Source organism: Streptomyces sp. UF-297, from assembly GCF_058245575.1.
This window is the reverse complement of sequence record NZ_JBSIBZ010000084.1, coordinates 16,959-42,562: the sequence shown is the minus strand read 5'-3', so window position 1 is coordinate 42,562 and position 25,604 is coordinate 16,959. Positions and strand designations below refer to the sequence as shown.

23 protein-coding genes and 1 riboswitch are annotated in these 25,604 nt (G+C 70.8%); of the genes, 17 read left to right on the top strand and 6 right to left on the bottom strand.

From position 1 onward, the window contains the following. The 3 genes from AC4IJH_RS34580 to AC4IJH_RS34570 all read left to right on the top strand — a co-directional run. The coding region (locus AC4IJH_RS34580; protein WP_490855913.1) for a cytochrome c oxidase subunit I at nucleotides 1-933 on the top strand (933 nt) is incomplete at its 5' end. Continuing rightward, nucleotides 930-1,328 carry a cytochrome c oxidase subunit 4 gene (locus tag AC4IJH_RS34575; RefSeq protein WP_490855912.1) on the top strand — a complete coding sequence of 133 codons (399 nt, stop codon included), beginning with the start codon at nucleotides 930-932 and terminating at the stop codon, nucleotides 1,326-1,328. The genes AC4IJH_RS34580 and AC4IJH_RS34575, both read left to right, overlap by 4 nt. Before the next feature lie 109 nt (nucleotides 1,329-1,437). Further along, a complete protein-coding gene (locus tag AC4IJH_RS34570) occupies nucleotides 1,438-2,721 on the top strand; it encodes a L,D-transpeptidase (RefSeq protein ID WP_490855911.1) in 1,284 nt (427 codons plus the stop codon). 31 nt (nucleotides 2,722-2,752) lie between these two features. Here the strand turns inward: AC4IJH_RS34570 and AC4IJH_RS34565 are convergent, their stop codons facing one another. Beyond that, entirely contained in the window at nucleotides 2,753-3,154 is a 402-nt protein-coding gene (locus AC4IJH_RS34565) for a hypothetical protein (RefSeq protein ID WP_490855917.1), read from the bottom strand. Nucleotides 3,155-3,425: 271 nt separating this feature from the next. Here AC4IJH_RS34565 and ctaE point away from each other — a divergent pair, with 271 nt between their 5' ends. The 6 genes from ctaE (at nucleotide 3,426) to AC4IJH_RS34535 (ending at nucleotide 9,549) form a co-directional block, all read left to right on the top strand. Beyond that, entirely contained in the window at nucleotides 3,426-4,046 is a 621-nt protein-coding gene (gene ctaE, locus AC4IJH_RS34560; protein WP_490855910.1) for an aa3-type cytochrome oxidase subunit III, read from the top strand. A gap of 79 nt (nucleotides 4,047-4,125) precedes the next feature. After that, nucleotides 4,126-4,935, top strand: coding sequence for a cytochrome bc1 complex diheme cytochrome c subunit (qcrC, locus tag AC4IJH_RS34555; RefSeq protein WP_490855909.1), 810 nt, complete (start codon nucleotides 4,126-4,128; stop codon nucleotides 4,933-4,935). Then, a complete protein-coding gene (gene qcrA, locus AC4IJH_RS34550) occupies nucleotides 4,932-5,999 on the top strand; it encodes a cytochrome bc1 complex Rieske iron-sulfur subunit (RefSeq protein ID WP_490855908.1) in 1,068 nt (355 codons plus the stop codon). Before qcrC ends, qcrA begins: the two co-directional genes overlap by 4 nt. Further along, nucleotides 5,996-7,633: a cytochrome bc1 complex cytochrome b subunit gene (qcrB, locus tag AC4IJH_RS34545; protein WP_490855907.1), complete on the top strand. Its 1,638-nt coding sequence runs from the start codon at nucleotides 5,996-5,998 to the stop codon at nucleotides 7,631-7,633. Before qcrA ends, qcrB begins: the two co-directional genes overlap by 4 nt. A 149-nt stretch (nucleotides 7,634-7,782) precedes the next feature. Continuing rightward, entirely contained in the window at nucleotides 7,783-8,847 is a 1,065-nt protein-coding gene (trpD, locus tag AC4IJH_RS34540) for an anthranilate phosphoribosyltransferase (protein ID WP_490855906.1), read from the top strand. A gap of 78 nt (nucleotides 8,848-8,925) precedes the next feature. Next, nucleotides 8,926-9,549 (top strand): TetR/AcrR family transcriptional regulator, encoded by a 624-nt coding sequence (locus tag AC4IJH_RS34535; RefSeq protein ID WP_490855905.1) that lies wholly within the window; start codon nucleotides 8,926-8,928, stop codon nucleotides 9,547-9,549. Between the two features lie 30 nt (nucleotides 9,550-9,579). On the opposite strand, the gene AC4IJH_RS34530 is transcribed toward AC4IJH_RS34535, so the two are convergent. Continuing rightward, the gene (locus AC4IJH_RS34530) at nucleotides 9,580-10,806 is read right to left on the bottom strand and encodes an FAD-dependent oxidoreductase (RefSeq protein ID WP_490855904.1); all 1,227 of its coding nucleotides are present in this window, start codon (nucleotides 10,804-10,806) and stop codon (nucleotides 9,580-9,582) included. Between the two features lie 157 nt (nucleotides 10,807-10,963). Further along, a riboswitch (SAM riboswitch) is annotated at nucleotides 10,964-11,081 on the top strand. 157 nt (nucleotides 11,082-11,238) lie between these two features. Here AC4IJH_RS34530 and AC4IJH_RS34525 point away from each other — a divergent pair. After that, entirely contained in the window at nucleotides 11,239-12,624 is a 1,386-nt protein-coding gene (locus AC4IJH_RS34525) for an aminotransferase class V-fold PLP-dependent enzyme (protein ID WP_490855903.1), read from the top strand. Between the two features lie 93 nt (nucleotides 12,625-12,717). Here AC4IJH_RS34525 and AC4IJH_RS34520 read toward each other — a convergent pair whose 3' ends face one another. Together AC4IJH_RS34520 and AC4IJH_RS34515 are read right to left on the bottom strand one after the other, a co-directional pair. Beyond that, entirely contained in the window at nucleotides 12,718-12,999 is a 282-nt protein-coding gene (locus AC4IJH_RS34520; RefSeq protein WP_490855902.1) for an Lrp/AsnC family transcriptional regulator, read from the bottom strand. Next, a complete protein-coding gene (locus tag AC4IJH_RS34515) occupies nucleotides 12,996-13,775 on the bottom strand; it encodes a rhomboid family intramembrane serine protease (protein ID WP_490855901.1) in 780 nt (259 codons plus the stop codon). Before AC4IJH_RS34515 ends, AC4IJH_RS34520 begins: the two co-directional genes overlap by 4 nt. Before the next feature lie 206 nt (nucleotides 13,776-13,981). Between AC4IJH_RS34515 and AC4IJH_RS34510 the strand changes: the two genes are divergently transcribed. The 5 genes from AC4IJH_RS34510 to AC4IJH_RS34490 all read left to right on the top strand — a co-directional run bounded on the left by AC4IJH_RS34510 (nucleotide 13,982) and on the right by AC4IJH_RS34490 (nucleotide 19,636). Continuing rightward, complete coding sequence (locus AC4IJH_RS34510) at nucleotides 13,982-14,221, top strand: hypothetical protein (protein ID WP_490855900.1); 240 nt, start codon at nucleotides 13,982-13,984, stop codon at nucleotides 14,219-14,221. 18 nt (nucleotides 14,222-14,239) lie between these two features. Next, a complete protein-coding gene (locus AC4IJH_RS34505) occupies nucleotides 14,240-15,610 on the top strand; it encodes an NYN domain-containing protein (protein ID WP_490855899.1) in 1,371 nt (456 codons plus the stop codon). 352 nt (nucleotides 15,611-15,962) lie between these two features. Next, a complete protein-coding gene (locus AC4IJH_RS34500) occupies nucleotides 15,963-16,994 on the top strand; it encodes a C40 family peptidase (RefSeq protein WP_490855898.1) in 1,032 nt (343 codons plus the stop codon). A 291-nt stretch (nucleotides 16,995-17,285) separates the two neighbouring features. Further along, nucleotides 17,286-18,320 (top strand): C40 family peptidase, encoded by a 1,035-nt coding sequence (locus AC4IJH_RS34495; protein ID WP_490855897.1) that lies wholly within the window; start codon nucleotides 17,286-17,288, stop codon nucleotides 18,318-18,320. Nucleotides 18,321-18,361: 41 nt separating this feature from the next. After that, on the top strand, nucleotides 18,362-19,636 hold the full coding sequence (locus AC4IJH_RS34490; RefSeq protein ID WP_490855896.1) for a hypothetical protein: 1,275 nt from the start codon (nucleotides 18,362-18,364) through the stop codon (nucleotides 19,634-19,636). 66 nt (nucleotides 19,637-19,702) lie between these two features. Here AC4IJH_RS34490 and AC4IJH_RS34485 read toward each other — a convergent pair whose 3' ends face one another. Next, on the bottom strand, nucleotides 19,703-20,995 hold the full coding sequence (locus AC4IJH_RS34485) for a glycosyltransferase 87 family protein (RefSeq protein WP_490855895.1): 1,293 nt from the start codon (nucleotides 20,993-20,995) through the stop codon (nucleotides 19,703-19,705). Nucleotides 20,996-21,132: 137 nt separating this feature from the next. On the opposite strand from AC4IJH_RS34485, the gene AC4IJH_RS34480 reads away from it, so the two are divergent. Next, complete coding sequence (locus AC4IJH_RS34480) at nucleotides 21,133-22,275, top strand: glycosyltransferase family 4 protein (RefSeq protein WP_490855894.1); 1,143 nt, start codon at nucleotides 21,133-21,135, stop codon at nucleotides 22,273-22,275. Nucleotides 22,276-22,465: 190 nt separating this feature from the next. Here the strand turns inward: AC4IJH_RS34480 and AC4IJH_RS34475 are convergent, their stop codons facing one another. After that, nucleotides 22,466-24,262, bottom strand: a complete 1,797-nt coding sequence (locus tag AC4IJH_RS34475; protein WP_490855893.1) for an AMP-dependent synthetase/ligase — start codon at nucleotides 24,260-24,262, stop codon at nucleotides 22,466-22,468. A 283-nt stretch (nucleotides 24,263-24,545) separates the two neighbouring features. On the opposite strand from AC4IJH_RS34475, the gene AC4IJH_RS34470 reads away from it, so the two are divergent. After that, entirely contained in the window at nucleotides 24,546-25,307 is a 762-nt protein-coding gene (locus tag AC4IJH_RS34470; RefSeq protein WP_490855892.1) for a metallophosphoesterase family protein, read from the top strand. Nucleotides 25,308-25,604: the final 297 nt, after the last annotated feature.

The window sequence follows — 25,604 nt, the reverse complement described above, 5'->3', positions numbered from 1 at the left end:
GTCTACATCATCGCGCTGCCGTTCTTCGGCATCATTTCCGAGGTCATTCCGGTCTTCTCCCGGAAGCCGATGTTCGGATACATGGGCCTGATCGCGGCGACGATCTCGATCGCGGGTCTGTCGGTGACGGTGTGGGCGCACCACATGTACGTCACCGGCGGCGTGCTGTTGCCGTTCTTCTCGTTCATGACGTTCCTCATCGCGGTCCCCACCGGTGTGAAGTTCTTCAACTGGCTGGGCACGATGTGGAAGGGCTCGCTGTCCTTCGAGACACCGATGCTCTGGGCGGTCGGCTTCCTGATCACCTTCACCTTCGGTGGTCTGACCGGCGTCATCCTGGCCTCGCCGCCGATCGACTTCCACGTCTCGGACTCGTACTTCGTGGTGGCGCACTTCCACTACGTCATCTTCGGCACGGTCGTCTTCGCGATGTTCTCCGGCTTCCACTTCTGGTGGCCGAAGTTCACCGGCAAGATGCTGGACGAGCGGCTCGGCAAGATCACGTTCTGGACGCTGTTCGTGGGCTTCCACGGCACGTTCCTGGTGCAGCACTGGCTCGGCGCCGAAGGCATGCCGCGCCGGTACGCGGACTACCTGAACGCGGACGGCTTCACCACGCTGAACACCATCTCGACCATCGCGTCCTTCCTGCTGGGCCTGTCGATCCTGCCGTTCTTCTACAACGTCTGGAAGACCGCCAAGTACGGCAAGAAGGTCGAGGTCGACGACCCGTGGGGCTATGGCCGCTCGCTGGAGTGGGCGACCTCCTGCCCGCCGCCGCGGCACAACTTCACCACGCTGCCGCGTATCCGTTCCGAATCCCCGGCGTTCGACCTGCACCACCCCGAGATCGCCGCGCTCGACGCACTCGAGAACGGCCACGGCTCGGCGGATGACAAGGCCCTCGCCGGTGGCAAGGAGGCTGGCAAGTGAAGATCCAGGGCAAGATGTTCATCTGGCTCTCCGTCTTCGTCCTCGCCATGGCGATCGTCTATGGCGTCTGGTCGAAGGAGCCGGCGGGCACCACCGCGCTGTTCCTCGCCTTCGGTCTGTGCATCATGATCGGCTACTACCTGGCCTTCACGGCCCGGCGAGTGGACGCCGGAGCACAGGACCGCAAGGACGCCGAGGTCTCCGACGACGCCGGTGAGCTGGGCTTCTTCAGCCCGCACAGCTGGCAGCCGCTCTCCCTGGCCGTCGGTGGCGCGCTGGCCTTCAGCGCCGTCGTCTTCGGCTGGTGGCTGCTGTACTTCTCGGCTCCGGTGATCTTCGTAGGCCTGTTCGGCTGGGTCTTCGAGTACTACCGCGGCGAGAACCGCACGCAGTAAGCGCCGTACGCACACGGGGCGGGCCCGGACACCACATCAGGTGTCCGGGCCCGCCCCGTTTGCAGTCCTTCAGCGCGCCCCTTCTGACGATTCTTCATATTTTTGGGGCATGAGTCACAGACCACGGTCCCGGACGGTGCTGAACTGCGCCCTCCTGCTGGTGCCCCTGGTGGTGGGTGCCACCGCCTGCGCGGGCTCGTCGGCCGACCCGCTCTCCGCCAAGCCCTATGACGCCGCCGACCAGATCGCGGCCAATGCCCCGTCCGGCAAGCGGAAGGCGGACCCGGAGAAGCCGCTGGAGATCTCCGCCAAGGGTGACCAGGCGCGGATCACCGACGTCACCGCCACCGACGCCGCGGGCCGCTACATCCGCGGTGAGCTGACCGCGGACGGCAAGCGGTGGCGCACCACGGTGCCGCTGGCCGCCGGCACGCGCTACACGGTGCGGGTCAGCACCGAGGACCAGGACGGCGCGCCGGGCCGCAGGACCGTGGTGGTGGACACCGCGGACTCCGACAACCGACTGCGCGTCACCTTCGGGCCGCAGAGTGGCACCTACGGGGTGGGGCAGCCGGTCACCGCCGAGCTGAGCAAGCCGGTCAAGGACCCGTCGGCCCGAGCGATCGTCGAGGGCGCCTTGAAGGTGGAGACCACGCCCCGCGTGGAGGGCTCCTGGCACTGGGTCGACGACAAGATCCTGCATTACCGCCCGCGCGAGTACTGGCCCGCACACGCCGCCATCGACGTCCGCAGCAACCTGGAGGGCCTGAAGGTCTCCGAGGGGCTGTACGGGGGCCCTGCGGCGCCTGTGAAGCTGCGTACGGGCGACCGCATCGAGGCCATCACGGACGCCTCGTCGCACTACATGACGGTCAAGCGCAACGGCGAGGAGATCAACACCATCCCCGTCACCACCGGCAAGCCCGGCTACTCCACCCGCAACGGCGTCAAGGTCATCCTGGGCAAGGAGGGCTTCGTACGGATGCGGGGCACCAGCATCGGCATCCCGCGGGGCAGTTCGGACTCCTACGACCTGCCGGTCTACTGGGCGACCCGGGTCACCTGGAGCGGCGAGTACGTGCACGCCGCGCCCTGGTCGGTGGGGTCGCAGGGCGCGGCCAACGTCAGCCACGGGTGCACCGGCATGTCCACCGGCAACGCCCGCTGGTTCTTCAACACCGTCAACGTCGGCGACATCGTCAAGGTCGTGGGCAGCTACGGCGACACCATGACGCCCTTCGACAACGGCTTCGGCGACTGGAACATGTCCTGGAAGGACTGGCGCGCGGGCAGCGCACTGAAGGGCGGCCGGGCCCCGGCCGGACACGGCGCCCAGGACGAGCGGCAGCGGCCCGCACCCGCCGATGCGGCCCGGCTGCGCCCGCAGGTCTGAGGGCCCCTCGCACAGGCCCTCAGACAGCCGCTCAGGCCTGCGTGAGAAGCCTCTGGCGCAGCAGGGCGGCAAGGGAGTCCGCGAACGCCACCGGGTCGACGGGGTGCGTCACGGCGGCGTCCGCGCGGCTCCAGGTGGCGAGCCAGGCGTCCTGCGGGCGGCCGATGATCAGCAGCACCGGCGGGCAGCGGAAGATCTCGTCCTTGATCTGCCGGCACACGCCCATGCCGCCGGCCGGCGCCGTCTCGCCGTCCAGCACGCACACATCGATCCCGCCCTGGTCCAGGGCCTCCAGCACGGCGGGCAGGGTCGCGCACTCCAGGATCTCCACCGGTGGCACATCGGCGGCGGGCCGGCGGCCCACCGCGAGCCGGACCTGCTCGCGGGTGTTGGCGTCGTCGCTGTAGACCAGCACCGTCGCGGTCGGCTGCATCATTCCTCCATGCGTCTGGCGAGCACACTTACGGGCGGGACCGTTGCGCGGATGCTACTCCGCGACCCTGGCCGCGCAGGAGGGTTCGGACGGATCCAAGATCTGCCCGACAGGCCGTCAGGACTGGTCGGACCGGCGGCGTCAGGCGCGTGCGCGCGGCTCGCTTCCCTCCTTCGAGCGACCGTCGGAGTGGGCCGTTGGAGCAGGGCATACGGCCTTGACACACCGAACGGCACCCCCCGTAGTGAGCGCCAGATAAGCGACCGACATAATGTCGGTCGTGGCGACAGCAACAGCAGTAGAAACCGGGCACGCGCACCCGTCGGTCAACCGGCCGAACCTCACCAGCGTCGGAACCATCATCTGGCTGAGTTCCGAGCTGATGTTCTTCGCGGCCCTCTTCGCGATGTACTTCACCCTCCGATCGGTGACCGGAGCCGAGTATTGGAAGGAATCCGCCGATGCGCTGAATCTTCCGTTCTCCGCGACGAACACGACGATTCTGGTGCTCAGCTCTGTGACGTGCCAGCTCGGTGTCTTCGCGGCCGAGCGTGGCGACGTCAAGAAGCTGCGGGCCTGGTTCGTGGTGACCTTCGTGATGGGTGCGATCTTCATCGGCGGTCAGGTCTTCGAGTACACGGAGCTGGTCAAGCACGAGGGCCTCTCGCTCTCGTCCAGCCCCTACGGCTCGGTGTTCTACCTGACCACCGGCTTCCACGGACTGCATGTGACGGGCGGTCTGATCGCCTTCCTGCTGGTCCTGGGCAGGACGTACGCGGCCAAGAGGTTCACCCACGAACAGGCCACCGCAGCCATCGTCGTGTCCTACTACTGGCACTTCGTCGATGTCGTCTGGATCGGCCTCTTCGCCACGATCTACCTGATCAAGTAGCCGGCCCCGCCCGGATACGCATTTCAGACAGACATAGCCAGAAGTATCGACGCAGAAGATCCTGACACCGGGGTAATCCGTGAAAAAGCTCTCCGCACGACGGCGCCATCCGCTGGCGGCGCTCGTCGTCCTACTCTTCGCGCTGGCGGTCACTGGGGGGCTGTACGCCGCGTTCGCGCCTGCGGACAAGGCCCAGGCCGATGACACCGCCCAGTCTCTTGCCATCAAGGAGGGCAAGAAGCTCTACGCCGTGGGCTGCTCCAGCTGCCACGGCACCGGCGGTCAGGGCTCCTCCGACGGCCCGCCCCTGGTGGGCGTCGGCGCCGCAGCCGTCGACTTCCAGGTTGCCACCGGCCGTATGCCGGCCCAGCAGCCCGGCGCCCAGGTGCCGCGGAAGAAGAACATCTACAGCCAGGCCGAGATCGACCAGCTCGCGGCGTACATCGCGTCGCTGGGCCCCGGGCCGAACGTGCCGTCCAAGGACCAGTACAGCCCCGAGGGTGCCGACATCGGCAAGGGCGGCGAGCTGTTCCGTACGAACTGCGCGCAGTGCCACAACTTCACCGGCAAGGGCGGCGCCCTGACCAACGGGAAGTACGCACCGACCCTTGAGGGCGTGGACCCGAAGCACATCTACGAGGCCATGGAAACCGGCCCGCAGAACATGCCTTCCTTCGGTGACGGGACCCTGTCCCAGCAGAACAAGAAGGACATCGTCGCCTACCTCGGCGCGGTCAACGGCGATGACACCCCGAGCCCCGGCGGCCTGAGCCTGGGTGGTCTGGGTCCGGTCAGCGAGGGCCTCTTCGCTTGGATCGCCGGCCTGGGCGCGCTGGTCGCGACCGCCATCTGGGTCGCAGCCCGGACTACGAAGGCCAAGAAGTCATGAGTGAGACTGGACGACACGAAGACGTGCCAGAAGAAAACCTCCCCAGTGAGCGGGAATCGGCTCACGCGGGCGCGGTGGCGAAGGGCGGGGACAACCCCTTCGCCGACCCGGGGCTGCCGCCCCACGAGCACCGCGTCCAGGACATCGACGAGAAGGCCGCCCGGCGCTCCGAGCGCACGGTTGCCCTGCTCTTCGTCGTGTCCATGCTCGCGACGGTCGGCTTCATCGCCTCGTACGTGATCTTCCCGATCGACAAGATCGTCTACATCTGGCCGTTCGGCCACGTCAGCGCCCTGAACTTCTCCCTGGGTCTGACGCTCGGTGTGGCGCTCTTCTGCATCGGCGCCGGCGCGGTCCACTGGGCCCGCACGCTGATGTCGGACGAGGAGGTCGCCGACGAGCGGCACCCGATCGAGGCCGCCCCCGAGGTCAAGGCCAAGGTCATGGAGGACTTCGCGGCGGGTGCCAAGGAGTCCGGCATCGGCCGCCGCAAGCTGATCCGCAACACCATGTTCGGCGCGCTGACCCTGGTGCCGCTCTCCGGTGTGGTGCTGCTGCGCGACCTGGGCCCGCTGCCCGAGAAGAAGCTGCGGACCACGAGCTGGAAGAAGGGCGTCCGGCTCGTCAACCAGTCCACCAACCTCCCGCTGCGTCCCGAGGACATCGCGGTCGGCTCGCTCACCTTCGCCAAGCCCGAGGGCCTGGAGGAGGACGACCACGAGTTCAACCAGAAGATCGCCAAGGACGCCCTGATGCTCGTGCGGCTCCAGCCGCAGAACATCAAGGACAAGCAGGAACTGGAGTGGTCGCACGAGGGCATCGTCGCCTACTCGAAGATCTGCACCCACGTGGGCTGCCCGATCTCCCTGTACGAGCAGCAGACGCACCACGTGCTGTGCCCCTGCCACCAGTCGACCTTCGACCTCGCCGACGGTGGTCGCGTGATCTTCGGCCCGGCCGGCCACGCACTGCCGCAGCTGCACATCACGGTCAAGGACGGCTACCTTGAGGCCGTGAGCGACTTCGCGGAGCCCGTAGGACCGAGCTTCTGGGAGCGCGGATGAGTAACGAAAAGAGCGCGACCACCACGCGCCGCGGCCCGGCGCCGCGGGGCGAGAGGATCGCCGACTGGGCGGACGGCCGGCTGGGCATCTACAGCCTCGCCAAGGCCAACATGCGCAAGATCTTCCCGGACCACTGGTCCTTCATGCTGGGTGAGATCTGCCTCTACAGCTTCATCATCATCATCCTGACCGGTGTCTACCTGACGCTGTTCTTCCACCCGAGCATGGCCGAGGTCGTCTACCACGGCTCGTACGTGCCCATGCACGGTGTGCGGATGACCCAGGCCTTCGAGTCGACGCTGAACATCAGCTTCGACGTCCGTGGCGGTCTGCTGATCCGGCAGATCCACCACTGGGCCGCCCTCGTCTTCGTGGCCGCGATGATGGTCCACATGATGCGGGTGTTCTTCACCGGCGCCTTCCGCAAGCCGCGTGAGGTCAACTGGCTGTTCGGCTTCCTGCTGCTGGTGCTCGGCCTGTTCACGGGCTTCACCGGCTACTCGCTGCCGGACGACCTGCTCTCCGGTACGGGCGTGCGCTTCATCGAGGGCGTCATCCTGGCGATGCCGCTGGTCGGTTCGTACCTGCAGATGTTCATCTTCGGCGGGGAATTCCCGGGGCACGACATCATCCCGAGGTTCTTCACCGTCCACGTCCTGCTGCTGCCCGGCATCATGCTGGGTCTGCTGGTGGCGCACCTGATCCTGGTCGTCTACCACAAGCACACGCAGTACCCGGGCGCGGGCAAGACCGAGAAGAACGTCGTCGGCATGCCGCTGCTGCCGGTCTACATGGCCAAGGCCGGAGGCTTCTTCTTCCTGGTCTTCGGTGTCATCGCGGTGATCGCCGCGGTCGCCAGCATCAACCCGGTCTGGGCCATCGGCCCCTACCGGCCCGATCAGGTCTCCACCGGCGCCCAGCCCGACTGGTACATGGGCTTCGCCGAGGGTCTGGTGCGTGTCATGCCGGGCTGGGAGTGGGACTTCTGGGGTCACACCATCAACTTCGGTGTGCTGATCCCGATCCTGATCTTCCCGCTGGTGCTGGTCGCGATCGCGGTCTACCCGTTCATCGAGTCCTGGGTCACCGGTGACAAGCGCGAGCACCACCTGCTGGACCGTCCGCGCAACGCCCCGACCCGCACCGGCTTCGGTGTGGCCTGGCTGACCGCGTACTTCATCATGCTCGTCGGTGGCGGCAACGACCTGTGGGCGACGCACTTCCACCTGTCGATCAACGCCATCACCTGGTTCGTGCGGATCGCGTTCTTCGTCGGTCCGGTCGTGGCCTTCATCGTCACCAAGCGGATCTGCATGGGTCTGCAGCGGCGCGACAAGGACAAGGTGCTGCACGGCCGCGAGTCGGGCATCATCAAGCGCCTGCCGCACGGTGAGTTCATCGAGGTCCACGAGCCGCTCAACCAGGAGCAGCTGCACACCCTCACGCAGCACGAGCAGCCCAAGCCGCTCGAGATCGGCCCCGAGGTCGACGAGAACGGCGTGGAGCGCAAGATCAAGCGTTCGCAGAAGCTGCGGGCCAAGCTCTCCAAGGGCTACTACGGGGAGGACAACTTCGTCCCCAAGCCCACGGTCGAGGAGTACAAGGAGATCACCAGCGGCCACGGTCACCACTGAGGTCACTGATCCCCTGATCAACGATCGCTGATCGCCACAGCGCGGGCCCCGTTCAGGTACTGGACGGGGCCCTTCGCTGTCCCCAAGGCTGGATAGGCTTGGGCCCTTCCTCTTTTTTGTTCTTTTTCGATGGACCCCAGGAGCGGACCATGAACGTTGTGACCCCGGTTGGCGGCGACAGCGTGGCGGCCCGCACCTGGCCGGGTGTCCTCAACGCCCTGCTGGAAGGCCGTGACCTGGCGGCGGACGACACCGCCTGGGCCATGGACCGCATCATGCGCGGCCAGGCCACCGACGCGCAGATCGCCGGCTTCGCGGTGGCGCTGCGGGCCAAGGGCGAGACCGTCGCCGAGATCTCGGGGCTGGTACGGGCGATGTACGCGCACGCCCGGCTCATCGAGGTGCCGGGGCCCAGCGTCGACATCGTCGGCACCGGCGGGGACGGCGCCAAGACCGTGAACATCTCCACGATGTCCTCGATCGTGGTGGCCGGCGCCGGGGCGAAGGTGGTCAAGCACGGCAACCGCGCCGCCTCCTCCGCCAGCGGCGCCTCGGACGTACTGGAGAAGCTGGGCGTCAATCTGGACCTGTCGCCGCAGCGGGTGGTCCAGGTCGCCGAGGAGGCGGGCATCACCTTCTGCTTCGCGGTGAAGTTCCACCCCTCGCTGCGCCATGTGGCGCCCGCCCGGCGCGAGTTGGGCATCCGCACCACCTTCAACTTCCTGGGCCCGCTGACCAACCCCGCCAAGGTGCGGGCGCAGGCCACCGGGGTCGCCGACGCCCGGATGGCGCCGATCGTGGCCGGAGTGCTGGCCGAACGCGGCTCCTCGGCCCTGGTCTTCCGCGGTGAGGACGGGCTGGACGAGCTGACCACGACCGCCACCTCGCGGGTGTGGGTGGTGCGCGAGGGGACCGTACGCGAAGAGGTCTTCGACCCGCGGGAGGTGGGGATCGAGCTGGTCCCCGTGGAGGCGCTGCGCGGCGCGGACGCCTCCTACAACGCCGATGTGGCGCGGCGGCTGCTGGCCGGTGAGAGCGGTCCGGTGCGGGACGCGGTGCTGCTCAACTCCGCCGCGGCGCTGGTCGCCCTGGAGCCCTCGGACGCGCCGCTGGCCGAGCAGATCGCGGACGGCATCCAGAAGGCGGCCCGCTCCATCGACTCCGGCGCCGCGGCCCGGGTCCTTCAGCGCTGGGTGGCGGCCAGCAACGCGTAGACAGCCGCGGTCGGCAGTTCGTCCTTTCGTGGGAGAAGGGGCGGTTCACCAGGAGGTACGAGGCGAAGTGGTGGCGGGATGAGCGGGCGTCGGGGAGCCGGAGCCGGGGAGCAGACGTTCACCGAGCGGGCCCGGCGCCAGCAGATCGTGGAGTGCACGATCGATGTGATCTCCACCCGCGGCTACCCGGCCACCTCGCTCTCGGCGGTCGCCGAGGAGGCGGGGATCTCCAAGGCCGCGGTGCTCTACCACTTCTCCTCCAAGGACAACCTGACCCGGGTGACGCTGGCGCAGGTGCTGGAGAAGTTCACGGCCTACGTCGGCGCGCGGGTGGAGCGCGAGACCGACGCGCGGGCCGCGGTCCTCGCGTACGTACGGGCGATGATCGGCTATCAGCAGGCCAACCGCCGCCACGTACGGGTGATCACCGAGATGCTGCTGGACGACAAGGGCGGCACCGAGCTCAAGACGCCCGGCTCGCACGACACGGCCGGCCGGTGGCAGTTCCTGGCCGGACTCCTGGCCCGTGGGCAGGAGGCCGGTCTGCTGCGCGCGTTCGACACGCGGACCGTGGCGCTGGCGATCGGCGGGGCGATCGACAGCGTGATCTCGCACTGGCTCGTGCACCCCGAGTACGACCTGGACGCCGCGGCCGAGGAGCTGGTGGAGTTCACGCTGAACGCCGTCGACCGCCGGGGGTGAGCCGGGGCCGGCGCCTGGCCCCGGCCCTGGTCAGCGCCGGGCGAAGCCGGGCGCGTGCTCGGGCCGTATCCCGACCCCGCCCAGACAGCCGGTGACGGTGGGCAGGAACGGCAGCCGCCGCAGCATCCGCAACGGCACCGGCAGGCGCGCGGGGTCGAGCGTGCCGTCCAGGGCGGGGCGCAGCAGCGTCTCGTGCTCGGCCCGCTGGGTCCGCTGGACGGCGGCCGTCGCCGGCATGCGGCGCCGCTGCACCCGCGCGAGGTCGTGCTCGCACACCGAGCCGCGGCGCAGCGGCCCGGCCAGGAGGCGGGCCGCCGCGACGGCGTCCTGGACGGCGAGGTTGACGCCGACGCCGCCGGTGGGCGACATGATGTGCGCCGCGTCGCCGATGCACAGCAGGCCCGGCCGGTGCCAGCGCGGCAGCAGGCCCATCGTCACCTCCAGCAGGGGCACCTCGTCCCAGGAGCGGACCGCGCGGGTCACTTCCTCGCCCCAGCCGAAGAGTTCGGCCAGCCGTCCGCGGAACCACGCGATGCCCTTGGCCCGGAGGTCGGCGTCCGTGCCTTTCTTGATCAGGTAGGAGGTCTGGTAGTAGTCGCCGCGGTCCACGGTGACCGCGAACTGGCCCGTGCTCTGGCGCATGAACACCCGGCCGTCCTTGGAGCTGTCGTCCTGGGCGGGTACCCGCAGGTTCCAGATGTCCATGGGGACGTCGACGTAGTCGGGGCGCAGCCCGGACGCCTCGCGCACCAGGGAGTCCCGGCCGTCGCAGGCCACGACCAGGTCGGCGGCCAGCTCCCGGCCGGTGCCCCCGGCGTCGCGGTAGTGCACGCCGGTCACCCGGCCGCCCTCGGTGCGCAGGCCGGTGACGGGGGCGGACATCCGCAGGGTGAAGGAGGGCTCCTCGGCGGCGGCCGCGGCGAGCAGGTCGAGGAAGTCCCACTGCGGGACCATCGCGATGTATTTGTGCCGGCCCGGGATGCGCCGCAGGTCGGAGAGGGTGAGGGCGCTGCCGTCACCGAGGTGCAGCCGTACGGTCTCCAGCCGGCGGGCCGGGAGCTTCGCGAACCGTTCGCCCAGGCCGAGTTCGTCCAGCAGTCGTAGCGTGGAGGGGTGGACGGTGTCCCCGCGGAAGTCGCGCAGGAAGTCCCGGTGCTTTTCCAGGACGGTCACCTCGATACCGGCCCTGGCCAGCAGCAGCCCGAGCATCATCCCGGCCGGTCCGCCGCCCACCACGCAGCACGTCGTGCGTTCCATCTGTCCTGTCCCCTCGTCGCGTTGCCGCTTCTGACCGATCGGTTAGCAACCTAACCGATCGGTCAGATGGGTGTGTATGTGGGGCAGGTACGGGTGGGCGTACCGGAATGCGGACCGGGGTACCGCCCGCAGATCACCTGTGCCATACTCACCGGCAGGTCACGAGTGACAGCGACATAGGCCCCGGCCCGCTGTCCGGCAACCCTCCGTCCGTGGCGGGGTGCCCCGGGTGATGACCAGGCCGTAGGCAGCGAGGTCTGCGGCAAGCGCGGATCCCTCGCCAGGGATCCTGGTCCTCGAGGGAGATCTCCCGTGAATCAGCGAATGCGATAGGGCCTTCCGGCCCCTTTCCCGCACCCCTTTCGCCTTTCTTCATCACTGGCCGCGCATCTGACGCGCCGTGAATTCGCTTGCCTCTTACGGGAGTTCGCCATGTCTGTTTCCGCCGTTGCCGCCGATCCGTCCGTGTGCGCCCCGCTGCCGGTCCTGGGCAGCGACGTCCTGGTTCCGCTGGTCACCGGCGGCGAGGTCACCTACGCGGCGCTGGACTACGCGGCCAGCGCGCCGGCGCTGCAGCGGGTCTGGGAGGACGTCGCCGCGTACGCGCCGTACTACGGCAGCGTGCACCGCGGCGCCGGCTACCTCTCGCAGCTGTCCACCGACCTGTTCGAGAACAGCCGCGCGACGGTGGCGGAATTCCTCGGCTGCAGAGAGGGCGACCAGGTCGTCTTCACCCGCTCCACCACCGACTCGCTCAACCTGCTGGCGGCCGTACTCCCCACCGGCACCCGGGTGTTCGTCTTCGAGACCGAGCACCACGCCTCGCTGCTGCCCTGGGAGCAGCGCGCCGATCTGGTGGTGACCTATCTCAACGCGCCGCGTACGCCGCAGGAGGCGGTGCGCACGCTGGAGCAGGCGCTGGCGGACCGCGAGCCCTACGGACCCGCGCTGGTGTGCGTGACCGGCGCGTCCAACGTGACCGGAGAGCTGTGGCCCGTACGGGAGTTGGCGGCCGCGGCGCATGCGCACGGGGCGAGGATCGTGCTGGACGCCGCGCAGCTGGCGCCCCATCACCCGGTGGACATCGCGGAGTTGGACGTGGACTGGCTGGCCTTCTCCGGGCACAAGCTGTACGCGCCCTTCGGCGCGGGGGTGCTGGCGGGCCGCGCGGACTGGCTGCAGGGGGCCGAGCCCTACCTCGCGGGCGGGGGCGCCAGTCGTAAGGTCTCGCGGCGTACCGACGGCGGCGTGGACGTCCAGTGGCACACCACCGCGGCCCGGCACGAGGCCGGTTCGCCCAATGTCATCGGCGTCTACGCCATCGCCGCGGCCTGCAAGGCGCTGTCCGAGGCGGGCTTCGACTCCCTGGTGGCGCGCGAGCGGGAGCTGATCGCCACGGTGCGCGCCGGGCTCGCCGAGGTGCCCGAGGTGCGGGTGCTCTCGCTGTTCGGTGACGACGCGCCGCGGGTGGGCGTCATCTCCTTCGTCGTACAGGGCTGGAACAGCTCGCACTTCGCGGCGGCGCTGTCGGCGGAGTACGGGATCGGCGTACGCGACGGCCTGTTCTGCGCGCACCCGCTGGTGCGGACCCTGCTGGGCAGCGACCCGCAGGACCCGGGGGAGTGCGGCGCTCCGGATGCGGCGCCGGGGGAGCGGTCGCTGAACGCCATCCGGGTCAGCTTCGGCGCCGGTACGCCCGACGAGCACGTCGAGCGGTTCGTACGGGCGGTCAAGGAGCTCGTACGGGACGGCGCGCGGTGGAACTACCGCACCGAGGACGGGCGTTGCGTGCCGGATACCCTGGCCGACTCTGTCTGACCCCCACAGACCGCCCCGCCGCGGAGCTCCGCTGTCCGGGCTCCGCGGCGCGGGTGTGAAAAGGGCGTGGACTCCGGCGGGAGAGGGCGGCGCTCAGGCGTCCAGGCCGATGGCGAAGGCCGCCTCGAGGTCGTGCTGGGAGTAGGTGCGAAAGGCGATGTGGGTCTCGGTGGAGGCCACGCCCGGCACCTTGCTGATCCGGCCGGGGATGACATCGGCGAGGTCGTCGTGCTCGGCGACCCGCACCATCGCGATCAGGTCGTGCTGGCCGGTGACCGAGTAGACCTCGCTGACGCCCTCCAGCGCGGCGATCTTCTCGGCGATCTCCGGGATCTGGTCCACACTGGTCTTGATGAGCACGATCGACGTGATCACGGCTGACTCTCTCCCTCTCTGGCCCGACTCCCCTGCTTGGCTTCGGTGGTTTCCACCCTACCGGGGGTGGCGGGCCCGTCCCCGGCAGTACGGCGGCGCCCGCGGTAGCGCACCCACGCGTACACGAATCCCAGTGCGAAGCCCACGACATGCGCGAGGTAGGCCACGCCCGGGCCGCTGGGGTCGCGCTGGGCCGCCATCCACTGCAGCAGGAACCAGAAGAGCAGCACGATCCAGGCGGGAAAGCGCAGCGGCAGGAAGAAGAGGAACGGGAAGAGGCTGGTGACCCGGGCTTTGGGGAAGAGGTAGAGAAAGGCCCCCAGGACTCCGGAGATCGAGCCGGAGGCGCCGACCAGGGTCTGGCCGGATCCGGCGTGCGCGGCCGCGTAACCGAGCAGCGCCAGATAGCCGGTGACGATGTAGAAGGCGGCGAAGGGGAGCCGGCCCATCCGGGCCTCGGTCATGCCGCCGAAGACATAGAGAAAGAGCATGTTGCCCAGCAGGTGCAGCCAGCTGCCGTGGACGAAGAGCGCGGTGAGCGGGGTGATCAGGGCGCGCGGTGAGCCGCCCCACAGGTCGCGGGGGATCACGCCCCAGCGCTCGAAGTACGCGGTCTGGGCCTGCATGAGGGCATCGCCGGTGCCGTATATCGCGTTCAGGCCGGAGGCGGGGCCGATGACGAAGACGAGGCAGCAGACGCCGATCAGGACGTTCGTCATCCGGGAGAACACGGTCCTTGGGGACGGGTGCCGGGGCGACAGGGACGAGGCCGTCATGAAGTGATCATGGCCTAATGGGGGCAATCGGGACAGAGTGCCTCGCCGTGTCCTGGTGCCGGGCCACCACCCGCGCGGGGCACCCGCCAGGCCGTAGGGTTGCGGTCAGTACTTTCCGTGTTCCCGCGGTGGCTCGCGCAGTGCGGCCGCAGGCCGCGGGAAGCCCGTTCGACGGCATCATGCGCTCGATGGAAGAGGACGACACAATGGCTGTTCCCCTGCCGACGGCCGGAACGCGGTGGCGCTGCACGCTGTGCGGCAACCTCACGCGTTTCGACGTGACCCGCCAGTCCAAGGTGGTGGAGTACGTCCACCTGGACCTGGCCGGGGACCCGAAGGTGGAGGAGCGCGAGGTGCTCAGTGAGAGCATCGAGTCCGTACGCTGCCGCTGGTGCAACGCGGTCGACCAGATCGAACTGGTGGACCGGCCGGGCGCGGGCACCTGAGATCGGAGCGAAGCAGCAGTGGTGGAACGTCCAGAGGGGACAAAGGGGGCGGAGCGCGATCCGGAGGCCGGCGCGGCCGACGAAGTGCTCGACCATCCGTTGCCCGAGGGCGTCCGGCGCCGGGTGGTGGCGCTGACCGCGGAGTCCTTCGGCGGGCTGACCGTCGCCGAACTCCCCGCGCCGCTGCGGCAGTACGCGCGGTTCACGCCGGGCCGCCGGGCCAAGTTCGCGGGCAACGCCATGGCCGCGGCGCTGGAGAACGACGCGGTCTTCCGCCAGCGGATCGCGGGAAAGGTCCGCGAGGCCCAGCCGGAGCTGGCGGAGGCGCTGGACAGCGGAACCCCGCCCGCCGCCGCCGACCCGCTGGATGTCGCGGCGGCGGCCTATGTGCTGCGCCCCGAGGGCTGGGTCAAGCTCGTGGCCGCGGCCGGCGAGGAGGCCCAGCGGGCCAGAGCCGAGCGGGCGGGCGAGGAGGCCGAGCGCGAGCTGGCCAGGCTCCGCGAGGAGCTGGCCGAGGCCCGCTCGGCGGCCCGCGCGGAGGCCGAACGGGCGCGCGCGGACCTGGAAGCGGTCCGCAAGGAGAACGAGGCGCTGCAGCGCAAGCTGCGCAGTGCGCTCAGCGACGTCAAGCGCGGCGAGGCGGCGCTGCGCAAGGCCGACGCCGAGCTGGAGTCCGTACGCTCCCAGGCCGCGGCCGACAAGGCGACGGCCGACAGCGAGGCGCGCCGGCTCAAGGCCCGTGTCACGGAAGTGGAGTCGGCGCTGGAGTCCGGGCGGCGGGCGGCCCGCGAGGGGCGCAGCGTCGAGGACATGCGGATGCGGCTGCTGCTGGACACGGTGCTGGACGCGGCCCAGGGGCTGCGCCGCGAGCTGGCGCTGCCGCCCGCCAACACCCGCCCCGCCGACACCGTGGACGCCGTCGAGCCGGGCCGGATGACCCCCAAGGACATCGCCACCCGCGCGCTGTCGGAGACCGACCCGGCCCTCCTGGACCAGCTGCTGGCGCTGCCGCAGGCCCACTTGGTCGTGGACGGCTACAACGTCACCAAGACCGGCTATCCCACGATGCCGCTGGAGAAGCAGAGACTGCGGCTGCTGGGCGGGCTCGCGGTGCTCGCCGCGCAGACCGGCGCGGAGATGACCTGTGTCTTCGACGGCGCGGAGCTGGCCGCGCCGGTGCTGCTGGCGCCGCCGCGCGGGGTGCGGGTGCTGTTCAGCAAACCGGGTGTGACGGCCGACGAGTTGATCCGCCAGCTCGTGCGCGCCGAGCCGCCGGGCCGTCCCGTGGTCGTGGTCTCCACCGACCGCGAGGTGGCCGACGGGGTGGCGAAGGCGGGGGCGCGGCCCGTCGCATCGGCCCTGCTGCTCAAGCGACTTGCCCGTACGTGACCTCTCGTACCGCTCGCACCGGCCTCACCTGACACATCCTCGATGTACGGCTTGCCCGTATCTGCACCGTGTCTTAGCGTCAATTGACCGCTACTGCCTGTGCGATGTTGGTAAAGGATGGGCCGGTGGCGCAGATTTTTCCTGTGAGGATTTGAAGCGATCACAACTCGGTTACTAAGGTCGGGCCTCGAACCTTCATGCAGTTGATCATCCAACCGGGATGAACAGTGAAGGAACCGCCGAATCCGCGGTGTTCGCGCGGAAGCCGGGGGCTCGGGGGTCGGGGGATCCTCCGAGCGGGACAGGTCCCCCACGCCCGGCAGGCGGCTGAAGGCAGAAGGAGCTCGCCTCCGTGGCGTCCCACCGTCGTCCCAAGCAGCCGAGCCGTACGCGCGTGACCGTGCTCACCGCGACCGCCGCCGCAGCCGTCGCCCTCTCCTCCCAGGCGGCGCACGCCGACCCCAAGCCTTCCAAGAAGGAAGTCAAGGCCGAGGTCGACAAGCTCTACGAGCAGGCGGAGCAGGCCACCGAGAAGTACAACGGGGCCAAGGAGGACCAGGACAAGCTCCAGAAGGAAGTCGACGCCCTCCAGGACAGGGTCGCCCGCGGCCAGGACGAGCTCAACCAACTGCGCAAGGGCCTGGGCGCGATAGCCTCCGGCCAGTACCGCAGCGGCAGCATCGACCCCTCGGTCCAGCTGTTCCTCTCCGGAGACCCGGACACCTTCCTCGAAAAGGCCGCCACCCTCAACCAGTTGAGCGGCAAGCAGGCCGAGCAGCTGAAGACCATCGCGGACAAGCAGCGCACCCTCGCGCAGCAGCGCGAGGAGGCCGCGGGCAAGATCAAGGACCTCTCCGACACCCGCAAGGCGCTCGGCGAGAAGAAGGACGACATCAAGGGCAAGCTCGCCAAGGCCCAGGAGCTGCTCAACACCCTCACCGCCAAGGAGCGCCAGGCCCTGCAGGCCGAGGAGGAGCGCGCCAACCGCAGCAGCGCCTCCGAGCGGCCGAACCTGGGCGACGCCGCCCCCGACTCGCAGCGGGCCGGCTCCGCGCTCGCCGCCGCGGCGACCAAGATAGGTTCGCCCTACGTCTGGGGCGCCACCGGGCCGTCCTCCTTCGACTGCTCGGGGCTCACCTCCTGGGCGTACCAGCAGGCCGGGCAGACCCTGCCGCGCACCTCCCAGGCGCAGGCCAACGCCGGTACCCGGATATCCAGCCAGAGCGGCCTCAAGCCCGGCGACCTGGTGCTGTTCTACAGCGACCTGCACCACATAGGCCTGTACGCGGGCAACGGCCAGGTGCTGCACGCGCCGAAGCCGGGCGCCAGTGTCCGCTACGAATCGATCAACAACATGCCCTTCATGTTCGGAGTGCGCGTCTGACGCACCCCTCGCGTGCCCCGTGGCACACGGTGACGCCGTGACGCCACGACACGCCTGAAACGTCTCGGCGTGCCGCCCGATCGGGCGAATCACAGAGCCCGCCGCTGACTTACCGCCCCGCCGGTGACCTGCGCAGTCACCGGCGGGGCGGCTTTTTCCCCGTGCGCGAGGGGCCTTGGAGGTCTTTGGACGGTGCGCATGGGCGCCGTTACTGTCTGCCCTCGCAGCCGCCCGTCACGACCGCCCGCCCCGGGCGGCAGGGGCTGCGCACGGAAGGGAGTGCGGCTTCACGTGGCGTCCCATCGCCGTCCCTCGCAGCCCGGTCTGATCTCCACGACCCGGGTCACCGTCCTGTCCGCCGCCGCGGCCACCGCCGCCGCGACGCTCTCCGCCACCCCGGCGGGAGCCGACCCCGGGGCCGGCCCCAGCGACGTCAAGTCGCGCGTCGACAAGCTCTACGAGCAGGCGGAGCAGGCCACCGAGAAGTTCAACGGGGCCGAGGAGCGGGCCAAGGAGCTGCGCAAAGAGGTGACGACGCTTCAGGACCGCACGACGCGCGCCCAGGAGCGCATCAACCGGATGCGCGGCAGGCTCGGCGCGCTGGCCGCCGCCCAGTACCGCTCCGGCGGCATGGACCCGACCGTCAAGCTGGTCTTCTCCGAGCACCCGGAGAGCTACCTGGACAAGGCCGCGGCCCTGGAGCGGGTCAACAGCACCCAGGCGAGCCGGCTGCGTGAACTGCAGGACGCCCAGCGGGTGCTGGAGCAGCAGCGCCGGGAGACCGCCGCGAAGCTGGCGGACCTGGAGGACAGCCGCCGGGCCGTCGCGCTCCACAAGAAGAGGGTCGAGCGCAAGCTCGCCACCGCGCGGCGGCTGCTCAACTCGCTGACCCGGCAGGACCGCGAGGCCTACGACCGCGCCTCGCGCGGGGACGGGCGCTCGGGCGCGCTGCCCAACCTGACCGGCGCGGTGCCCGCCTCGGGGCGCGCGGCCGCGGCCGTGGAAGCCGTACGGGCCGCCGTCGGCCAGCCGTACGCCTGGGGCCAGTCGGGGCCCTCAGCCTTCGACTGCTCCGGCCTGATGCAGTGGTCCTACGGGCGCGCCGGGGTGTCCCTGCCGCGTACCTCTCAGGCCCAGCGCTTCGCGGGCCGCCAGGTCCCCGTGGACCAGGCGCAGCCGGGCGACCTGGTCGTCTACCGCGACGACGCCAGCCACGTGGGGATGTACGTGGGCAACGGCCAGGTGGTGCACGCGCCCTACCCGGGTGCGCCGGTGCGCTACGACCCCGTCGGCATGATGCCGATCTCGTCGGTCACCCGGGTCTGAATCCGCGCGGTCGAGAGCGCCCGGCGCATACGATCTGCCGGATGGCAGGTCACAGGAGAGGGCGCGGGCGCTCCCCGCGCGCGGTGTGGGCGGCGGTGTGCGCCGCCCTGCTGCTCGCGGTGTCCAGCGGCTGCGCGGACCCGGCGGGCGGCGCCGAGGCCGACTCCCCGGGCATCCAGCGGATGCTGGACGGGCGGGCCGCCGCGGTGCGCGCCAGGGACGCGGGGTCCTTCCTGTCCGCCGTCGACCCGCAGGCCGGTGCCTACCGCGCCGAGCAGCGGCGAATGTTCGCCAACCTCGGCGAGGTGCCGCTGGCCTCATGGCGGTACCAGCTGGTGCGTACCGACGCCTTCGGCCTGCCCGCGGTGGCGGGGGCCCACGGCAGACGCATCGCCGCCGAAGTACGGCTGCGCTACCGCCTGGACGGGTACGACACCGCGCCGGTGACCGCCGTGCAGTACCTCACGCTCACCGACCGCGGCGGGCACTGGCGCATCATTTCGGAGACCGACGGCGCGCCGGCCGGCAAGCGCAGCGCCCGGCAGCTGTGGGACCAGGGCCGGGTCGAGGTGGTGCGCGGCAGGCGCAGTCTGGTGCTGGGCGTCGTCGGCGACAGGGCGCGGCTGCGCGAGCTGGCGGACCGCATGGACCGGGCGGTGCCCGCCGTCGAGGCGGCCTGGCCGGACCCGTGGGCGCGGCGGGTGGTGGTCCAGGCCCCGCAGTCCCTGCGGCACATGGCCGAGCTGCTGGGCGCCGCGGACACCGCTCCGTACGCGGGCATCGCGGCGGTGACCACCGGCGAGGTCGGGGGCCGGGCGGCGGCGCCCGCGGACCGGGTGATCGTCAACCCGGAGGCGTACGAGGAGCTCAACGACCTGGGCCGGCAGGTCGTGCTCACCCACGAGGCCACCCACGTGGCGACCCGCGCCGCGACCACCTCCGCCACCCCGCTCTGGCTCTCCGAGGGCTTCGCCGACTGGGTCGCCTACCGCGGCGCCGGCCGCCCGGCCGCGGCCGCCGCCCCCGAACTGACCCGCGCCGTCGGCACGGGCCGGGCGCCGCGCACCCTCCCGGCCGACGGCGACTTCGGCTTCGGCGGGGGAGCGGAGCGGCTCGCGCAGGCCTACGAGGGGGGCTGGCTGGCCTGCCGCATGATCGCCGACAAGTGGGGCGAGGAGAAGCTGGTGGCCTTCTACCGGGCGGCGGGGCAGGGGCGCGGCACGGGGGCGGACCCGGCGATGCGCGCCGAACTGGGCGTATCCGTGCGGGAGTTCACCGAGCGGTGGCGTGCGTACGTGGCGGCGGAGCTGACCTGAGGCGGGTGGGGCCTGACACCCCGGCCTTCCTGGGGCCCGCTGGTCCCGCCTCCGCGGCCCCTCGGCTCACCGGGTCAGCACGCTGGACGCGGCGCCGGATTCCGCGCTCGGCTCGGGCGTCCGGCGGTCGGCGGCGCGGCGCCGTGCGGCCCGTTCGCGCAGCCGGGGTTCGGTGACCGTGGCCAGCCACAGGCGGCGGCAGGAGATCACGGTGGCGGCCACCAGCAGTCCGTTGCGGACGGCCAGCAGCGTGATGCCGAGCCAGTCGCTGGCGACGACATGGGAGAACCAGACGGGGAATTCGAGCAGGGTGACCCCGGTCGCGGCCAGCACCAGGACGGCGGGAAGGCCCTGACGGCAGGCCCGCAGAGTCATGCACACGGCGGCCAGGCCCACCAGCCAGATCATGTACTGCGGGCTGATGACCCGGCTGGTGGTGGTGAACAGCAGGACGGCCGCGAAGGCGGCGTCGAAGAGGGTGGCGGTGGTGAACTCCCGGGCCCGCAGCCGCCACAGCAGCAGCCAGCCGAACGCGGCCAGCGTCAGGCCCAGCGCCAGACCGCTGACCAGCGGCACCTGGGGGCCGAGGAACTCCACCGAGCCGTAATTGAGCAGCACTTCGCCCTGCCAGCCGAAGTGGCGCGCGATGTGGAAGACCAGCGAGCCCAGCGACTCGACCTCGGTGCCGCGGTCGCGCTGGAAGGTCAAAAAGGCCAGGGCACCGGGCATCGCGACGACGAAGCACACCAGCAGGACGCAGGCGGTGAGCAGGGCCGTGCCCCAGGTCGCGCGGGTCCTGCGACCGGGCGCGACACCGGCCAGGACCAGCGCGGGCCACACCTTCAGCAGCGCCCCGAACGCGGCCAGCGCGCCCGCCACCCGCGGATGGCGGCCGGCCGCGAACAGCGCGGCGACGGCGACGGCGGTCACCATCAGGTCGTAGCGCGCGTAGGCGGTCGGGCCGAGCAGCGCGACGCCGGCCACCCACACCCACGCCCCGGCCATCCGTTTGCCGGGCCGCTGCCCCGCGCACAGCAAGAGTGCGAACGCGGCGGCGTCGGCGGCCAGCGCCATGACGAAGAAGGCCGAGGTGTAGTCCAGGAAGGGCAGCAGACCGGGGGAGAGGACGGCGAGCGCGGCGGCCGGCGGGTACTGCCAGGTGACGTCGTCCAGAGGGAACGTTCCGGTGCGCAGGACCTCGTACCAGCCCTGGTAGATCACCGAGACGTCGCTGGTGACATCGGGCCCGGGCAGCACCAGCACCTTGAACACGCACAGCAGGAGCACGGCCCGGGTCGCGGCCCACACCGCCACCGGGGGGCCCAGGGAACTGCTGCGTGCGGTATCGGTGCTGGTCATCGTCACCTCGTCGGGGTCGTTCGGCGCCGGCTGGGTGCCCGCCCCTGCATGATGCCCGGCCCGCCCGCCCCGGGCCGTGGACGCGGCGCGGGCGTGGCGCGGCCCGGCCGGGCCCGACCCGGTACTGTGCGGGGGCAATGGACAAGACCTTGATCGTCACCAACGACTTCCCGCCGCGGCCCGGCGGCATCCAGGCCTTCCTGCACAGCATGGCGCTGCGCCTGGACCCGGATCGGGTCGTGGTCTACGCCTCCACCTGGAAGCGCAGCCGGGACGGCGTCGAGGCCACCGCCCGGTTCGACGCCGAGCAGCCCTACCGGGTCGTGCGGGACCGTACGACGATGCTGCTGCCCACCCCGCGCGTCACCCGGCGCGCGGTGGGGCTGCTGCGCGAACACGGCTGCTCCTCGGTGTGGTTCGGCGCGGCCGCGCCGCTCGGGCTGATGGCGCCCGCGCTGCGCCGGGCGGGCGCCCGGCGGATCGTGGCCACCACCCACGGCCACGAGGCGGGCTGGGCACAGCTGCCCGCCTCCCGGCAGCTGCTGCGCCGCATCGGCGAGGGTACGGACACCATCACCTATCTCGGCGAGTACACCCGCTCCCGGATCGCCGCCGCGCTGACCCCGGCCGCGGCCGCCCGGATGGTCCAACTCCCGCCCGGCGTGGACGAGAAGACCTTCCACCCGGGGTCGGGGGGCGAGAAGGTACGGGCCCGGCTGGGGCTGACGGACCGCCCGGTGGTGGTGTGCGTCTCCCGGCTCGTAGCGCGCAAGGGCCAGGACACGCTGATCGAGGCCATGCCGCGGATCCTGGAGCGGGTGCCGGACGCGGTGCTCTTGATCGTCGGCGGCGGGCCGTACGAGAAGGACCTGCACGCGCTCGCCGAACAGCGGGGCGTGGCCGCCTCCGTGCGCTTCACCGGCGCGGTCCCCTGGGAGGAGCTGCCCGCCCACTACGGCGCGGGCGACGTCTTCGCGATGCCCTGCCGCACCCGCCGCGGCGGGCTGGACGTGGAGGGCCTGGGCATCGTCTACCTGGAGGCCTCGGCGACCGGGCTGCCGGTCGTGGCGGGCGACTCCGGCGGCGCGCCGGACGCGGTCCTGCACGGCGAGACGGGCTATGTCGTCCCCGGCGGTTCCCCCACCTCGGCCGCCGAGCGCATCGTCGAACTCCTCGGCGACCCCGCCCTGCGCCACCGCATGGGCACCCGAGGCCGCGCCTGGGTCGAGGAGAAGTGGCGCTGGGACCTGCTCGCCGGCCGCCTGCGCGAACTCCTGTGACCTGCGGCGGGCCCGGCACCGCCGACCACCGTCGGCGCGGCGGACACACGGCGGCGGTCCGGCCGCCCGCCGGCAGGGCCCGGGCAGCGGGAAAAAGAACCGCCGCCGCGGTGAGTGACCACCACGGCGGCGTTCAGCGGTGCCGAGCGGGCCGCAGCCACCGCGTGCGACCCGCACGACGCGGCGGACCCTATCCGCCGTAGATGGCCTCGATCTCGTGCGCGAAGTCCTTCGCCACCACATTCCGCTTGAGCTTGAGCGACGGCGTGACGTGCCCGGACTCCTCGGTGAACTGGGTGGGGAGGATACGGAACTTGCGCACCGACTCGGCCTTGGAGACCGCGGCGTTGCCGTCGTCCACCGCCCGCTGCACCGTGGCCAGCAGCTCGGGGTCGTGGCTGAGCTCGGCCACGCTCTGGCCCGCGGGGCGCCCGTGCTCGGCGGCCCAGCGCGGCAGGAACTCCTCGTCCAGGGTGATCAGCGCGCCCACGAAGGGGCGGCCGTCGCCCACGACCATGCACTCGGCGATCAGCGCGTGGGCCCGGATGCGGTCCTCGATCACGGCCGGGGCGACGTTCTTGCCGCCCGCCGTCACCAGGATCTCCTTCTTGCGCCCGGTGATCGTCAAGTAGCCCTCTTCGTCGAGGGTGCCCAGGTCACCGGTGTGGAACCAGCCGTCCGAGAGGGCTTCCTTGGTCGCCGCCTCGTTGTTCCAGTACTGCGTGAACAGGTGCTCGCCGTGCAGCAGCACCTCGCCGTCGTCGGCGATGCGTACCACCGAGCCCGGCAGCGGCTGCCCGACCGTACCGATCTTCTGCCGGTCCCACGGGTTGAAGGCGGTGGCCGCGCAGGACTCGGTGAGGCCGTACCCCTCCAGGGCCATGAAGCCGATGCCCCGGTAGAAGTGGCCCAGGCGCTCGCCCAGCGGCGCGCCGCCGGAGATGGCGTGGGTGGCCCGGCCGCCCAGTACCGCGCGCAGCTTGCTGTAGACCAGCTTGTCGAAGACCTTGTGCTTGATCTTGAGGCCGAAGGACGCGCCCGCTGCGGTGTCCTGCGCGCGGCTGTAGGCGATCGCGGTGTCGGCGGCCTTGTCGAAGATCTTGCCCTTGCCGTCGGCCTGCGCCTTGGCGCGCGCCCCGTTGTAGACCTTCTCGAAGACCCGCGGCACCCCCAGGATCAGCGTGGGCCTGAAGGAGGCGAGGTCGTCGGTGAGGTTCTTGATGTCGGGGGCCAGGCCCAGCTTGATGGGGGCCATCACCGAGGCCACCTGCACCAGCCGGCCGAAGACGTGCGCGGTGGGCAGGAAGAGGAGGACGGAGGAGTCACCCGTACGGAAGAGCGGCTTGAGGCGCTCGACGACATTGCCGCACTCCGCGAAGAAGCTGCGGTGGGTGAGCACACAGCCCTTGGGGCGCCCGGTGGTGCCGGAGGTGTAGACGATCGTGGCGGGCGCGTCCGCGTCGGCGACCGCGCTACGCGCGTCCACGTCCTCGTCGCAGATGTCCTCCCCGGCCGCCCGCAGCCGCGCGATGGCGTCCCGCTCGATCTGCCAGATGTTCTCCAGCTGCGGCAGCCGGTCGCGTACGGACTCCACGGCCGCCTCGTGCGCGGGCGACTCCACCACGCACGCCACCGCGCCCGAGTCGCCGAGGATCCACTGGATCTGCTCGGCCGAGCTGGTCTCGTACACGGGCACGGTGACCGCGCCCGCGCTCCAGATCGCGAAGTCCAGCAGCGTCCACTCGTACCGGGTGCGCGACATCAGACCGATGCGGTCGCCGGGCTGTACGCCGGAGGCCATCAGGCCCTTGGCCACGGCCCGCACCTCGGCGAGGAACTGGGTGGCGGTGACGTCCTGCCACTGACCGTCGACCTTGCGCCCCATGACAGCAACGTCCGGATGCTGCGCGGCATTTCGGCGGATGAGATCCGTGAGATTGCCGTCTGCCGGTACCTCGTACAGAGCCGGAAGGCTGAACTCGCGCAAGACTGCTGCTCCTCATTGGCGCCGGCGCCACGACGCTGTGTGTATGCCGGCTGCGGTCCATGATCAGGCAGGGGGGATTGGACTGCCCGGACGTTACCCATCGGTATTGGATTTGGGATAGGGGTCGCGCCCAGATGTTCGATGCGTCACACGCCTCTTTACGTGCCTTGGGACTGCTTCGCGCAGAGTAGACCAGCACTTCGGTGACCCGGAAGTAACCGCAGGTGAGGACCCTGTCCCGGGCGGCTGTTTTCCTCGGGGGTTCCGATCTAGGGTGACGGGCATGCGAGTGCATGTGGTCAGCGACGTACACGGCAACAGCAGGGATCTGGCCAAGGCCAAAGACGGCGCGGACGCTCTGGTCTGCCTGGGTGACCTCGTCCTCTTCCTGGACTACGCCGATCACTCGCGCGGCATCTTCCCCGACCTGTTCGGCGCCGAGAACGCCACCCGCCTCGTCGAGCTGCGCACCGCCCGCCGCTTCGAGGAGGCGCGGGAGCTGGCGCGGGCGCTGTGGGCCGGGACGGATCGTCACGCCGCCATCGAGGGCGCGGTCCGCAGGCAGTACGCCGAGCTCTTCGCCGCTTTCCCCACGCCGACGTACGCCACCTATGGAAACGTCGACATGCCGCAGCTGTGGCCCGAGTTCGCCCGCCCGGGCACCACCGTCCTGGACGGGCAGCGGGCGGAGATCGGCGGCCGGGTCTTCGGCTTCGTGGGCGGCGGGCTGACCACCGCCATGCGCACCCCGTACGAGATCAGCGACGAGGAGTACGCCGCCAAGATCGAGGCGGTGGGCGAGGTGGACGTGCTGTGCACGCACATCCCGCCGGAGGTCCCCGAGCTGTGCTACGACACCGTCGCGCGGCGCTTCGAGCGCGGCAGCGCCGCCCTGCTGCACGCGATCAAGACCACCCGGCCCCGCTACTCCCTCTTCGGGCACGTCCACCAGCCGCTCGCCCGGCGGATGCGCATAGGGGCCACCGAATGCGTCAATGTCGGGCACTTCAACGCGACGGGGCGGCCCTTCGCGCTGGAGTGGTGAAGGCGGCGCGTGCGGTGCGGCGCCGGGGCGCGAGGGGCGTGCGGGGGTGGGGCGGGGGAGGCGCCGGCGCGGGCCCGGCGGCGGGAACCGGCCGCACAGACGTCACTGGTGTCGGGCGCCCTTCCGCCGCGCGGTAGCCTTCAGCAGCAGGGATACGGCGCGTAGCGACGGGCCGTGGAAGTCGGCGGCCCGGCACGCAGCGGCAGGCGTCCGGCAGGCGATCGACCTGCGTCCGGTACGGAATCCGGCGCGCACAACCGGTACGAAGCATCGGCACGAATCCGCATGAAAACGGCA

Coding starts and splice junctions, on each gene's coding strand:
- AC4IJH_RS34570 (WP_490855911.1), top strand. CDS start 1,438: ATGAGTCACAGACCACGGTCCCGGACGGTGCTGAACTGCGCCCTCCTG.
- AC4IJH_RS34565 (WP_490855917.1), bottom strand. CDS start 3,154: ATGCAGCCGACCGCGACGGTGCTGGTCTACAGCGACGACGCCAACACC.
- ctaE (WP_490855910.1), top strand. CDS start 3,426: ATGTCGGTCGTGGCGACAGCAACAGCAGTAGAAACCGGGCACGCGCAC.
- qcrA (WP_490855908.1), top strand. CDS start 4,932: ATGAGTGAGACTGGACGACACGAAGACGTGCCAGAAGAAAACCTCCCC.
- qcrB (WP_490855907.1), top strand. CDS start 5,996: ATGAGTAACGAAAAGAGCGCGACCACCACGCGCCGCGGCCCGGCGCCG.
- trpD (WP_490855906.1), top strand. CDS start 7,783: ATGAACGTTGTGACCCCGGTTGGCGGCGACAGCGTGGCGGCCCGCACC.
- AC4IJH_RS34535 (WP_490855905.1), top strand. CDS start 8,926: ATGAGCGGGCGTCGGGGAGCCGGAGCCGGGGAGCAGACGTTCACCGAG.
- AC4IJH_RS34530 (WP_490855904.1), bottom strand. CDS start 10,806: ATGGAACGCACGACGTGCTGCGTGGTGGGCGGCGGACCGGCCGGGATG.
- AC4IJH_RS34525 (WP_490855903.1), top strand. CDS start 11,239: ATGTCTGTTTCCGCCGTTGCCGCCGATCCGTCCGTGTGCGCCCCGCTG.
- AC4IJH_RS34515 (WP_490855901.1), bottom strand. CDS start 13,775: ATGACGGCCTCGTCCCTGTCGCCCCGGCACCCGTCCCCAAGGACCGTG.
- AC4IJH_RS34510 (WP_490855900.1), top strand. CDS start 13,982: ATGGCTGTTCCCCTGCCGACGGCCGGAACGCGGTGGCGCTGCACGCTG.
- AC4IJH_RS34490 (WP_490855896.1), top strand. CDS start 18,362: ATGGCAGGTCACAGGAGAGGGCGCGGGCGCTCCCCGCGCGCGGTGTGG.
- AC4IJH_RS34485 (WP_490855895.1), bottom strand. CDS start 20,995: ATGACCAGCACCGATACCGCACGCAGCAGTTCCCTGGGCCCCCCGGTG.
- AC4IJH_RS34480 (WP_490855894.1), top strand. CDS start 21,133: ATGGACAAGACCTTGATCGTCACCAACGACTTCCCGCCGCGGCCCGGC.
- AC4IJH_RS34470 (WP_490855892.1), top strand. CDS start 24,546: ATGCGAGTGCATGTGGTCAGCGACGTACACGGCAACAGCAGGGATCTG.